Origin of the sequence: Corynebacterium sp. Marseille-P8863, assembly GCF_946902955.1 — a bacterium.
GTDB lineage: Bacteria > Actinomycetota > Actinomycetes > Mycobacteriales > Mycobacteriaceae > Corynebacterium > Corynebacterium gottingense.
In genome coordinates this window covers 36,393-47,652 of record NZ_CAMPQC010000008.1, presented here as the reverse complement: position 1 = coordinate 47,652, position 11,260 = coordinate 36,393, and the positions used below count along the sequence as shown (strand labels likewise).

At 65.5% G+C, this 11,260-nt stretch carries 11 protein-coding genes; 2 read left to right on the top strand and 9 right to left on the bottom strand.

What is annotated here, in order from left to right; translation table 11 throughout:
• Positions 1 to 50: 50 nt before the first annotated feature.
• On the bottom strand, positions 51 to 908 hold the full coding sequence (locus tag OVO38_RS07360) for an ABC transporter ATP-binding protein (protein ID WP_154878674.1): 858 nt from the start codon (positions 906 to 908) through the stop codon (positions 51 to 53).
• A 188-nt stretch (positions 909 to 1,096) separates the two neighbouring features.
• On the opposite strand from OVO38_RS07360, the gene OVO38_RS07355 reads away from it, so the two are divergent.
• The gene (locus OVO38_RS07355; RefSeq protein ID WP_267208157.1) at positions 1,097 to 3,121 is read left to right on the top strand and encodes a maltotransferase domain-containing protein; all 2,025 of its coding nucleotides are present in this window, start codon (positions 1,097 to 1,099) and stop codon (positions 3,119 to 3,121) included.
• Between the two features lie 38 nt (positions 3,122 to 3,159).
• The gene (gene glgB / locus OVO38_RS07350; RefSeq protein WP_267208111.1) at positions 3,160 to 5,364 is read left to right on the top strand and encodes a 1,4-alpha-glucan branching protein GlgB; all 2,205 of its coding nucleotides are present in this window, start codon (positions 3,160 to 3,162) and stop codon (positions 5,362 to 5,364) included.
• Here the strand turns inward: glgB and OVO38_RS07345 are convergent.
• The 8 genes from OVO38_RS07345 to OVO38_RS07310 all read right to left on the bottom strand — a co-directional run bounded on the left by OVO38_RS07345 (position 5,361) and on the right by OVO38_RS07310 (position 11,211).
• Positions 5,361 to 6,233, bottom strand: a complete 873-nt coding sequence (locus OVO38_RS07345) for a tetratricopeptide repeat protein (RefSeq protein WP_095276033.1) — start codon at positions 6,231 to 6,233, stop codon at positions 5,361 to 5,363. The genes glgB and OVO38_RS07345 overlap by 4 nt on opposite strands.
• Complete coding sequence (locus tag OVO38_RS07340) at positions 6,234 to 6,569, bottom strand: thiamine-binding protein (RefSeq protein WP_267208110.1); 336 nt, start codon at positions 6,567 to 6,569, stop codon at positions 6,234 to 6,236. It abuts the gene before it with no gap.
• Positions 6,570 to 6,594: 25 nt separating this feature from the next.
• The gene (locus tag OVO38_RS07335; protein ID WP_095276028.1) at positions 6,595 to 6,882 is read right to left on the bottom strand and encodes a hypothetical protein; all 288 of its coding nucleotides are present in this window, start codon (positions 6,880 to 6,882) and stop codon (positions 6,595 to 6,597) included.
• 16 nt (positions 6,883 to 6,898) lie between these two features.
• Positions 6,899 to 7,591 (bottom strand): endonuclease NucS, encoded by a 693-nt coding sequence (gene nucS, locus OVO38_RS07330; RefSeq protein ID WP_144717067.1) that lies wholly within the window; start codon positions 7,589 to 7,591, stop codon positions 6,899 to 6,901.
• Between the two features lie 74 nt (positions 7,592 to 7,665).
• Positions 7,666 to 8,124 (bottom strand): DUF2550 domain-containing protein, encoded by a 459-nt coding sequence (locus tag OVO38_RS07325; RefSeq protein WP_095535050.1) that lies wholly within the window; start codon positions 8,122 to 8,124, stop codon positions 7,666 to 7,668.
• Between the two features lie 219 nt (positions 8,125 to 8,343).
• Positions 8,344 to 8,715 carry a F0F1 ATP synthase subunit epsilon gene (locus OVO38_RS07320; protein ID WP_144717068.1) on the bottom strand — a complete coding sequence of 124 codons (372 nt, stop codon included), beginning with the start codon at positions 8,713 to 8,715 and terminating at the stop codon, positions 8,344 to 8,346.
• A gap of 9 nt (positions 8,716 to 8,724) precedes the next feature.
• Positions 8,725 to 10,233, bottom strand: a complete 1,509-nt coding sequence (gene atpD, locus OVO38_RS07315; RefSeq protein WP_233125505.1) for a F0F1 ATP synthase subunit beta — start codon at positions 10,231 to 10,233, stop codon at positions 8,725 to 8,727.
• A gap of 3 nt (positions 10,234 to 10,236) precedes the next feature.
• Positions 10,237 to 11,211 (bottom strand): F0F1 ATP synthase subunit gamma, encoded by a 975-nt coding sequence (locus tag OVO38_RS07310; protein WP_095536946.1) that lies wholly within the window; start codon positions 11,209 to 11,211, stop codon positions 10,237 to 10,239.
• Between the last annotated feature and the right edge of the window lie 49 nt (positions 11,212 to 11,260).

Below are 11,260 nucleotides of genomic sequence, written 5' to 3'. Positions count from 1 at the left end.
CTCGTCTCATGGTTCCGAAGGGCCCCGAGTGCTTCTCGACGCCCCCGCACTCACTTCCTGTGCGCCCCAGCGCGGGAGGAACGCGCCCGGCGCGCGAAGTAGCGCCCGTCGGCGCGGGTTACCTCGATCGGCTGGTGGTAGGCCTTGGACACGTTCTCGCTGTTCAGCACGTCATCGATGAGCCCTTGCGCGATCACCTCGCCCTCGTCCAGCAGCATGGCGTGCGTGAAGCCGTAGGGAATCTCCTCGAGGTGGTGGGTGATCATCACCATCGCCGGCGCGTCCGGGTCGAGCGCGAGCTCGCCCAGGTAGGCCATGAGGTCCTCGCGGCCGCCCAGGTCCATGCCCGCGGCCGGCTCGTCCATAATGAGCAGCTCCGGGTTGATCATCACCGCGCGCGCCACCATGACCCGCTTCTTCTCACCGTCGGACAGCGTGCCCCAGCGGCGGTCGATGAGGTGCATCGCGCCGACCTGCTCGAGCACGTCCATGGCCTGCTCGTAGTCCATCTCGTCGTAGTCCTCGCGCCACCGGCCCACGATGGCGTAGCCGGCGGAGACAACCAGGTCCCCCACTTTCTCGTCCTCCGGGACGCGCTGCGCGAGCGCCGAGGAGGTCAGCCCGATCGCGGCGCGCAGGTCGCGCATGTCGGTGCGCCCGAGCTGCTCGCCGAGCACGAACGCCGTGCCCTTGGACGGGAACTCCAGGGCCGATGCCATCCGGATCAGCGTGGTCTTGCCGGCGCCGTTGGGGCCCACGATCACCCAGCGCTCATCCAGTTCCACCTGCCAATCCACGGGGCCGACGAGTGTATTGCCGCCGCGGACAAACTCCACGCCGCGGAAGTCGAGCAAAAGGTCCGGATCGGTCACTGGTTCGGTTGCTTGTGCGTCATTCACGCCTCCCATTCTGTCCTATTTTCCGGCGCATGTGGGGAGGTTGGGGTGCGCGTCGCGCCAGCGCGAAAGTTAGGAGCAACTTAGGCCGGTGCGGTCCTTGCAGTTTCGCTACTGTGGCTAGTGTTACTGACCGGCTCGCGGTTGGCGCAGCACGCGCGTCGCGGGATCCCTACGCCACGTTCGAGGTAGATGACGCCATGGTTGCAAGATTCGGAATTGATGATGTCCGGCCCCAGGTCTCTGGCCGCACGCTCCCGTCGAAGGCGGTCGTCGGCGAGGTCGTTCCCGTCTCCGCCCTGGTGTGGCGCGAGGGCCACGACGCGGTGGCCGCAACCCTGGTCATCACCTCCCCCGACGGCGAGCAGTACTCCGTGCACATGCACCCAGAGCCCTACCGCCCCGACTACGTCCACTCCGTCTTCGTGCCCGACGAGCAGGGCCTGTGGCAGTTCCGCGTAGACGCCTGGTCCGACGTCATGGCGACCTGGCGCAACGCGGTGACGAAGAAGCTGGCGGCCGGCCAGTCCGCCGCCGAGCTGGCCAACGACCTCGCCCACGGCATCGAGCTGTTCACCGCCGCCGCCGAGCAAACCCCCGCCCCCGACGCCGCCGTGCTCAGCGACGCAGCATCGGCGCTTGCCGACGATTCCCTCCCCCTCCAGCAACGCGTCGAAGCGGGCTTGAGCGAGGACGTCCTCGACGTGCTCGCCGCCTACCCCCTGCGCGACCTGGTCTCCCACGGCCCGGTGTGCGACGTGCTCGTGGAGCGTCGCGAAGCGCTCGTGAACTCCTGGTACGAGCTCTTCCCGCGCTCCACCGGTGGACGCGACGAGAGTGGCGCACCGGTCCACGGCACGTGGGCGACGACCGCTCAGGCGCTCGACCGCGTGGCGGCGATGGGCTTTGACACCGTCTACTTCCCGCCAATCCACCCGATCGGCGAGGTCAACCGCAAAGGCCGCAACAACTCCGTTACTGCGGCGCCCGGCGACGTGGGCTCCCCCTGGGCTATCGGCTCCAAGGACGGCGGCCACGACGCATTCCACCCGGAGCTCGGCGGCGAAGAAGAATTCCTCGACATGCTCCGCCACGCCGACCAGCTCGGCCTGGAGATCGCCCTCGACTTCGCCCTGCAGGCCGCGCCCGACCACCCGTGGGCCGACGACCACCCCGAGTTCTTTACCGTGCTCGCGGACGGCACCATCGCCTACGCGGAGAACCCGCCGAAGAAGTACCAGGACATCTACCCCATCAACTTTGATAATGACCCAGAGACCCTCTACGACGAGGTCTACCGCGTCATCATGTACTGGGTTGAGCTGGGCATCTCTACCTTCCGAGTGGACAACCCACACACCAAGCCGGTGAACTTCTGGCACTGGCTCATTGCCAAGGTGCACGAGACCCACCCGGACGTCATCTTCCTCGCCGAGGCGTTTACCCGCCCGCCGCGCATGTACGGGCTGTCCAAGGCCGGTTTCTCGCAGTCTTACACCCACTTCACCTGGAAGGTGAGCAAGGAAGAGCTCACCGACTTCACCCAGCTGCTCATCGACGTCGCCGACGTCTCCCGCCCCAACCTCTTTGTCAACACCCCCGACATCCTGCACGCCTCGCTGCAGCAGGGCGGCCCCGCCGCCTTCGCACTCCGCGCCACCCTCGCCGCGACAATAAGCCCGCTGTGGGGTGTCTACTCCGGCTACGAGCTCTACGAGTCCATCCCCGTGCACGGCGGCTCCGAGGAGTACATGGATTCCGAGAAGTACCAGCTGCGCCCCCGCGACTTCGAGGCGGCCCTCGAGCGCGGCCAGTCCCTCGAGCCCTACCTCACCCTGCTCAACCGCATCCGCCGCGAACAGCCGGCCCTGCAGCAGCTACGCCAGATCCGCTTCCACGAGGTGACCAACGACCAGATCATCGCCTACTCCAAGGTTGACGCGGTCACGGGCAACGCCGTCCTCGTTGTGGTCAACCTGGACCCCTGGCACATGCAAGAGGGCATGGTGCGTATCGACGCCGCCTCGCTCGGCCTGGACCACGGCGAACCCTTCCCGGTCCACGACCTCATCACCGGCGACCGCTACACCTGGAACGAGCACAACTACGTCCAGCTCGTGCCGCAGCAAAACGTCGCCCATATCTTCCGCCTGCCCGAGGTTGCTCCGGAGCGTCGTGAAGCGCTCGCGTACCGCCAGATCTCGGACCACGACTACCGCCCGTAACCAGCACCTTCTCTACTCGCTTTACTAGAAAGACGATGATGACCGGCCACGAACTTTCCCCCGCAGCGCTTATCCCGGAGCACGACCGCCAACGCCTCCTCGAGTGCAAGCACCACGCACCGCACGACTTCTACGGCCGCCACGCCGTGGCAGGAAACACCGTCGTGCGCACTCGCCTGCTCGGCGCGACCGACGTGCAGCTGCTCATTCACAACGACGCCGTGCAGATGCACCACACCGGCGACGACATCTGGATCGCCGAGCTCGAGGGCGACCACGCGAGCGACTACCGCCTCAAGGTCACCTACCCGGACGCGGAGCCGCAGATCATCGCGGACCCCTACTTCTTCCTGCCCACCGTCGGCTCGCTGGACCTGCACCTGATCGCCGAGGGGCGCCACGAGCGCCTCTGGGAGGTCCTCGGTGCGAACGTCCACACCTACACCACCGACCTCGGCCAGGTCACCGGCACCGCCTTCGCGGTCTGGGCTCCGAACGCCAAGGGTGTGGCGGTCGTCGGCGACTTCTGCAATTGGAACCCGAACCAGTACCCGATGCGCACCCTGGGGTCGACGGGTGTGTGGGAAATCTTCATCCCCGGAATCGCGCCCGGCGCCCACTACAAGTTCGCGGTCCAAACCTCCGAAGGCTACCGCGTGGACAAGGCCGACCCGCTGGCCAAGGCCACCCTCGCCCCGCCGGAGACGGTCTCCGTTGTCGCCGACACCACCGCGTACGAGTGGCGCGACGCCGAGTGGATGCAGCGCCGCCAGGGTATGGACCCGGCGAACTCCCCCATGAGCGTCTACGAGTGCCACATCGGCTCCTGGAAGCAGGGCTCGAACTACAACACGCTGCGCGAAGAGCTCGTCCCGTACCTAGTCGAGCACGGCTTCACCCACGTGGAGTTCCTCCCGGTTGCCGAGCACCCCTTCGGCGGTTCCTGGGGCTACCAGGTCAGCGGCTACTACGCACCCACCGCGCGATGGGGCACGCCAGACGAGTTCCGCGCGCTTGTCGACGAGCTCCACGCGCACAACATCGGCGTCCTCGTCGACTGGGTCCCCGCACACTTCCCCAAGGACGCCTGGGCGCTCGCGCGCTTCGACGGCACCGCGCTCTACGAGCACCCCGACTGGCGCCGCGGCGAGCAGAAGGACTGGGGCACCTACGTCTTCGACTTCGGCCGCAACGAGGTCCGCAACTTCCTCGTGGCGAACGCGCTCTACTGGTGCGAAGAGTTCCACCTCGACGGCCTGCGCGTGGACGCCGTCGCCTCGATGCTCTACCTCGACTACTCGCGCGAACCCGGCGAGTGGCTGCCCAACCAGTTCGGCGGCCGCGAGCACTGGGACGCGGTCCAGTTCCTGCAGGAGATGAACGCCACGGTCCACCGCACCCACCCGGGCGTGATCACCGTGGCCGAGGAGTCCACCGCGTGGCCCGGCGTGACCGCGCCCACCGAGTCCGACGGCCTCGGGTTCTCCCTGAAGTGGAACATGGGCTGGATGAACGACTCGCTGGAGTACTTCTCGCTCGACCCCATCCACCGTTCCTACCACCACAACGAGATCACGTTCTCCCTGGTCTACGCGTTCAGCGAGAAGTACGTCCTGCCGTTTAGCCACGACGAAGTCGTGCACGGCAAGGGCTCGCTGTGGACCCGCATGCCGGGCGATGACTGGAACAAGGCCGCGGGACTGCGCGCGCTCTACGGCTACATGTTCTCGCACCCGGGCAAGCAGCTCATGTTTATGGGCTGCGAGTGGGGGCAAACCACCGAATGGGACGAGGCCCACTCCGTCAACTGGGACAACCTTGCCGACGACTGGGGCCACGACTACCACAAGGGCATCCGGCGCCTCGTGCGCGACCTCAACCTGGTCTACCGCGACACCCCGGCGCTGTTCTCCCAGGACAACACGCCCATGGGCTTCCAGTGGATCAAGGGCGACGACGCACAAAACAACATCCTCGCCTACATCCGCTGGGGCGCGGACGGATCGGCTGTCCTCGCGGTGGTGAACCTCTCCGGCGCCTCGCAGCCGAACTACCGCCTGGGCTCACCCAAGGCGGGCACGTGGGAGCTGCTCATCAACACCGATGACGCCGTCTACGGCGGAGCAGGCAACGAGCTCCTCCCCACCGTGGACACCGAGCCCACCACCTGGGACCAGTTCGACCAGTCCCTCAACCTGCACATCCCGGCGATGAGCGTGCAGCTGTACACGCTGCGTGGCTAGAACAGTGCGCTGGCCAGGGCGGTCCGCGCGTTGATCACGCGCGGATCGCCCGGCTCGAACAAGGTGAAGAGCTCGAGCAGGCGCTCCTTCGCCTTCGGCTCGGCCTTGGCGTAGCGCAGCAGACGCTCGAACGCCTTCTCCGGCGCGCCAGCGACAACCTCGGCGTCCGCCGCAACGAGCTGCTTGTCCACATCCTGCGGGTCCTGCTCCGCCTCCGCGATCGGGTCGGTGGTGCGGCGCTGGGGGTCGAGGCGCTGCAGGACTGCCACCGTCGCCTTCGCCTGCTTGACGGGCTGATTGTCGGGCTCGTCGGCCAAGATGGCGTTATAAAGCGCGGTGGCTCCCTCGAAATCGCTCCTATTCAGCGCGGCGGTTGCCTGGGCCAGTCGCGGGTCTTCCGGCTCGGGGGCATCCGTCTCCGGCTCGTCGTCCAGACCCTGCAGCTGCGGGCCGACGTTCTTCACCAGCGCGTCGACCCACTGCTTGAGCTGGTCGGCGGGCTGGTTGCCCTCAAAGTTAGTCACCGGTTGGCCGGCTGCCAGCGCCACCACCGTCGGCAGGGCGCGAAGACCGAACATCTGCGCCACCTGCGGCGTGGCGTCCGCGTCGACGTACGCGACGAGGAACTTGCGCTGCCCCGCCGCCAACTGCTGCAGCGTCGCCTTGAGCGACTCCGAATCCTCCGACCGGGAAGTGCCAATCATCAGCACCACCGGCACCTGCACGGAGCGCTGGAAGGCGCGGGCCTCGATGTCCTTCTCGGTGACCGTGATAAACGGCTCGAATCCGCCCTCCTTGAGCTGCTGCTGCGCCTCCTTCTGCTCCACCAGCTTGTTCAGGTCAACTGCGCCTGGTCCGAAATCCGGCATTTAGTTCGCTCCTTCGTCATTGGCGTCATTGGCGTCATTGGAAAAGTGCTTCTCTAGCGACGCGACTTTTTGGTGCATCATGTCGGTGTAGCCCGGCCTGATGTCAGCTTTGATCACCAACGATACCCGTGGGGACACCGCCTCCACCGCTTGCGTGGCACGCTTGATCACGTCCATGACCTCGTCCCACTCCCCCTCGATCGTGGTAAACATCGCGGTCGTCTCGTGCGGCAGCCCGGATTCGCGCACGACGCGCACGGCGCGCGACACGGCCTCCGACATCTCTGCAGTAGCGTTATTGGTCACCGTTGGGGCGACAGAAAATGCAGCAATCATGCGGCCCAGCCTACCCGGACGGACGCTACCGCTTCTCCCAGCAGTGCTTGTGCCAGTGGCGGCGATCGTCGCCACGCCCGCCTGTGTCGCGCGGCCACGCCACGACGTGCGCCACGCCCGGCGGAATGTTCTGGTTGCATCGCGGGCACACGTAGAACTTATTCGCCGCTGCGGCGCCGATCTGGCGCACGAGGTAAATCTCCCCGTTCGCCCAACTTGGGCCCTCGACCTCCTGGGTCCCAATGAATGTGGACCCGTCGCGCGGTAGCACGTAGGACGGGGTGACGTTGTGTCTCCGGTTCCGTCTCGGCATCGTTTCCCCTTCGCGCCTAGAAGAGCCGCAGCTCGTCGGACTCGATGCCGCGGAGCTCGTCGTAGTCCAGGGTCAGGCAGCGGAAGCCGCGGTCCTCGGCGAGCGTGCGCGCCTGCGGCTTGATCTCTTGCGCCGCGAACACCCCGCGCACCGGCTTGAGCACCTCGTCGCGGTTGAGCAGCTCAACGTAGCGAGTGAGCTGCTCAACGCCGTCGATCCCGCCGCGCCGCTTGATTTCTACAGCCACGGTCTGTCCGTCTGCATCCCTGGCGAGGATGTCCACCGGACCGATCGCCGTGGGGTATTCGCGGCGCACCAGGCTGTAGCCCTCTCCGAGGGTGCCGATGTGCTCCGCCAGCAGCTCCTGCAGGTGCGCCTCGACGCCATCCTTGACCAGCCCCGGGTCCTCGCCCAGCTCGTAGAAGGAGTCCGACAGGATCTCTTCCACCGTGATGCGCAGCTGCTCCCCCTTCGGGTTCTCCACGATCCAGAGTTGCTCGCCGGTATCCTCGCCGTCGATGTCCACCACCGCTTCCTCCTTCAGGGTGCACGGCGGCGTCATCCAGTTCAGGGGCTTGTAGGCACGGTCGTCCGCGTGGACGGACACTGAGCCGTCGGATTTCAGCAAAATGAGGCGCAACGCGGACGGAAGGTGCGCCGCGAGGCGACCAACGTAGTCAACGGAGCAACGAGCTATGACGAGACGCATGCACCACAGGGTACCGGGCGCGCAGCGGGGAACAGAAACGGGTCGGGTGGGTGCGCGGTGGCGTCGAGAAGCACTTAGGCGCGGCCCCGCTGCACGCGCTGTGCCAGCGAGCGAACGTCCACGCGCTGCTGGCGACGATCCGGCGCAGACTCCACCCAGGAAATGAGCGCCATCTCCACGTGGCGATCCGCCGCAAACTCGAGTTGCCCGCGCGGGCTGGTCATCTCCAGGACCGTCGACACCCCCGGCATAATTTCCTGCTCATCCGCAGTCAGGTCGCGCACCCCGTTGATAGTCAGGTCGCGGCGGTCCAGCGCGTAATCGTAGTTTGATGACAGCGACCGCAGCTTATAAAACTGCAGCTCTTCCCCCGTGTATCGCAGAATACCGTGCCGCCAGCCGTGCAGCCCCTGGGCCGGCAGCTTGCGGATCAGCGCGCGCCCGCCGGAATTCCGGAACATGGCAAACCGCCAGATCGCAATACCCGTGACCCCGATGACCACAAGCAGCACCACAGAGACGATGATCTCCATCGACACCTCCCTGCGAGATTCCGTTGTTGCCAGGCCCCCGCACATCGTGGAAGCACGCTTAAGCGATAATCCTACTTTGCTGCGCAGACAATGCAAGCATCATCGGGACAGCCGCTTAACGACGTCGCGCCCCCGCCTACCTCACGGCAGGTGGGGGCGCGAAACGTACAAGGAAGGAGCGTGCGTTGCCCTCCTCCCGGGCGCTGACGCAAACTCGGTCTAGCGCGAGCTGTTGCGGCGAACCGCGGCAAGCTCGGCCTCCGAGCGGGCCTTCACGAGCGAGTCGTCGGCGCGCAGGCCGGACTCTGCCTCGGCGGTGTCAACCTCGTCCGCGAGCTTCGCGAAGTCAGCGAGGATGGTCACCTTGTCGCCCTGGACGGAGAGGAACCCGCCCTGCACAGCGGCGACGATGCGGTCGCCGCTGGTGGGACGGATGGTCACCACGCCGTTCTCCTTGAGCTGGCCAAGGAACGGCTCGTGACCGGGCAGCACGCCGATCTCACCTTCGATGGTCTGCGCGGTGACGATGCTGGCCTGACCCGACCAAAGCATGCGGTCCACCGACACCAATTGCGCGGTAAGTTCAGCCATGTCTGCCTCCTAGCCCTGCAGCTTCTGGTACGCGGCCTCGACGTCGTCGAGACCACCGAGGTTGCTGAAGGCCTGCTCCGGGTAGGCGTCGAACTCGCCCTCGCAGAGCTTGTCGAAGGCCTCGATCGTCTCCTCGAGCGGGACGTAAGAGCCCTCGTCGCCCGTGAACTTCTTCGCCACGAAGAAGTTCTGGCCGAGGAAGCGCTGCAGCTTACGAGCACGCATAACGGTGATCTTGTCCTCTTCGGACAGCTCGTCCATACCGAGGATGGCGATGATGTCCTGCAGCTCCTTGTTCTTCTGCAGAATACCGATCACCTTCTGCGCGACTGCGTAGTGACGCTCGCCGACAATGCCCGGCTCCAGGATGCGGGAGGTCGAGGTCAGCGGGTCCACAGCCGGGTAAATACCCTTGGAGGCAATGGAACGCGACAGCTCGGTCGTCGCATCCAGGTGGGCGAAGGTGGTCGCCGGTGCCGGGTCGGTGTAGTCATCGGCCGGCACGTAGACCGCCTGCAGCGAGGTAATGGAGCGACCCTTCGTGGAGGTAATGCGCTCCTGCAGCACGCCCATCTCATCAGCCAGGGTGGGCTGGTAGCCCACGGCGGAAGGCATACGACCCAGCAGGGTCGAGACCTCGGAACCGGCCTGGGTGAAACGGAAGATGTTGTCGATGAAGAGCAGCACGTCCTGGTTCTGCACATCGCGGAAGTACTCCGCCATGGTCAGGCCGGACAGGGCCACGCGCATACGAACCCCTGGCGGCTCATCCATCTGGCCGAAAACAAGGGCCGTATCTGGGAGCACGCCCATCTCTTCCATTTCGAGGAAGAGGTCGGTGCCCTCACGGGTACGCTCGCCGACGCCGGCGAAGACCGACGTACCAGAGAACTCGCGGGCGATACGGGTAATCATCTCCTGGATGAGGACCGTCTTGCCCACACCTGCGCCGCCGAAAAGGCCGATCTTGCCGCCCTTCACGTACGGGGTGAGCAGGTCGATGACCTTAATACCCGTTTCCAGGATCTCGGTCTTACCCTCGAGGTCCTTGAAGGCCGGCGGCTGGCGGTGGATGCCCCAGCGGTCGCCGTTCTCGCCGACGCTCGGGTCATCCAGGCACTGGCCGAGTGCGTTGAACACATGGCCCTTGACCTGGTCGCCGACCGGGACGGAGATCGGGTTGCCGGTGTCGAGCACCTTCGCGCCACGCACAAGGCCGTCGGTCGGGGCCATGGCGATGGTACGCAGCAGGTTGTCGCCCAGGAACTGGGCGACCTCGAGCACGATGGTGCGGGACATGCCCTCGAGCTCGATGTCGACCTCGAGTGCGTTGTACAGAGCGGGCAGCTCGCCGCGCGGGAACTCCACGTCGACGACTGCGCCGATTACGCGAACGACGCGTCCGTTGTCAGAACCCTGCGGGTTCTGCGCGGACTGTGCCTCGTGGGCTGCAGCCTTGGTCTCGGCCTCGCCCACCGGCTCATCGTTGCGCTCATCAAATGATTGAGCAGTAGTCATGATTTAGTCACTTTCTCCACTACCGGACAGCGCGCCAGCGCCGCCGATAATCTCGGTGATTTCCTGGGTGATTTTTGCCTGACGGGCTTGGTTAGCCTCACGGGACAGATTGTTCGCCAGGTCGGTGGCGTTATCCGTCGCGTTCTTCATCGCCGTACGGCGAGAAGCGGATTCCGAAGCCGATGCTTCCAAGAAGATCGAGTAGAGCGACCTGGAAACATATGTCGGAAGCAGCGAGGTCAGCAGCGTGTCCGGATCGGGCTCGAAGCTCATATCCGGGTTCACGGAGCCGTCCTGCTCCAGCATGCTCTTCTGCTCGTACTCGAATTCCTCGAGGACGGGCTCGATGGGCAGCAGCTGGTGCACGCGCGCTTCCTGCGAGAGCATAGACACGAATTCGGTGTAGACAACGTGCACTTGGTCGAAACCGCGCACGCCCTGGCCCTCCGTGCCGTTGACGCCTTCGCGCCATTTGGCGGTGTCCTCGGAACCAGCCATGAAACCGTCGATGATGTGGCGACGCACGTTGTGCGTATCCTCCCACGACGGCTTCTGGGACCAGCCGGTCCACGCGCCACCGACGTCCATGCCACGGAACCGGAAGTGGGTAACTCCCTTGTTACCGGTGACGTAGCGAACCACCTCGTAGCCTGCGTCGCTCAGCATGCGCTCAAGCTCGGCGGCCTTCTTCAGCACGTTGTGGTTGTAGCCGCCAGCCATACCGCGGTCAGAGGTGACCACGAGGATCGCCGCGACTCGCCCACCATCACGCTCCCGGAGCATGGGGTGGTCGAGGGAGCTCGCGGCGGCGAGGCGTTCCATGACGTCTTGCATCTCGTCCGCGTACGGCTTCGCCGCAGCGACGCGAGCCTGGGCCTTGGTGATCTGCGACGTAGCGATCAGCTCTTGGGCCTTCGTGATCTTCTTCGTTGAGTTGACGGACCGGATGCGGTCACGCAATTCGCGAAGTGTTGCCATGGTGCTGTTTCCTCCCTTCCTTTATGTAGGTCCTAAAGTCCTGCGCGCT

What these genes read in the sequence shown, in the direction of transcription:
- atpD (WP_233125505.1), bottom strand. Translation starts at nt 10,233, where the DNA reads ATGACTACTGCTCAATCATTTGATGAGCGCAACGATGAGCCGGTGGGC.
- OVO38_RS07360 (WP_154878674.1), bottom strand. Translation starts at nt 908, where the DNA reads ATGGGAGGCGTGAATGACGCACAAGCAACCGAACCAGTGACCGATCCG.
- OVO38_RS07320 (WP_144717068.1), bottom strand. Translation starts at nt 8,715, where the DNA reads ATGGCTGAACTTACCGCGCAATTGGTGTCGGTGGACCGCATGCTTTGG.
- OVO38_RS07345 (WP_095276033.1), bottom strand. Translation starts at nt 6,233, where the DNA reads ATGCCGGATTTCGGACCAGGCGCAGTTGACCTGAACAAGCTGGTGGAG.
- OVO38_RS07310 (WP_095536946.1), bottom strand. Translation starts at nt 11,211, where the DNA reads ATGGCAACACTTCGCGAATTGCGTGACCGCATCCGGTCCGTCAACTCA.
- nucS (WP_144717067.1), bottom strand. Translation starts at nt 7,591, where the DNA reads ATGCGTCTCGTCATAGCTCGTTGCTCCGTTGACTACGTTGGTCGCCTC.
- OVO38_RS07335 (WP_095276028.1), bottom strand. Translation starts at nt 6,882, where the DNA reads ATGCCGAGACGGAACCGGAGACACAACGTCACCCCGTCCTACGTGCTA.
- OVO38_RS07355 (WP_267208157.1), top strand. Translation starts at nt 1,097, where the DNA reads ATGGTTGCAAGATTCGGAATTGATGATGTCCGGCCCCAGGTCTCTGGC.
- OVO38_RS07340 (WP_267208110.1), bottom strand. Translation starts at nt 6,569, where the DNA reads ATGATTGCTGCATTTTCTGTCGCCCCAACGGTGACCAATAACGCTACT.
- OVO38_RS07325 (WP_095535050.1), bottom strand. Translation starts at nt 8,124, where the DNA reads ATGGAGATCATCGTCTCTGTGGTGCTGCTTGTGGTCATCGGGGTCACG.
- glgB (WP_267208111.1), top strand. Translation starts at nt 3,160, where the DNA reads ATGACCGGCCACGAACTTTCCCCCGCAGCGCTTATCCCGGAGCACGAC.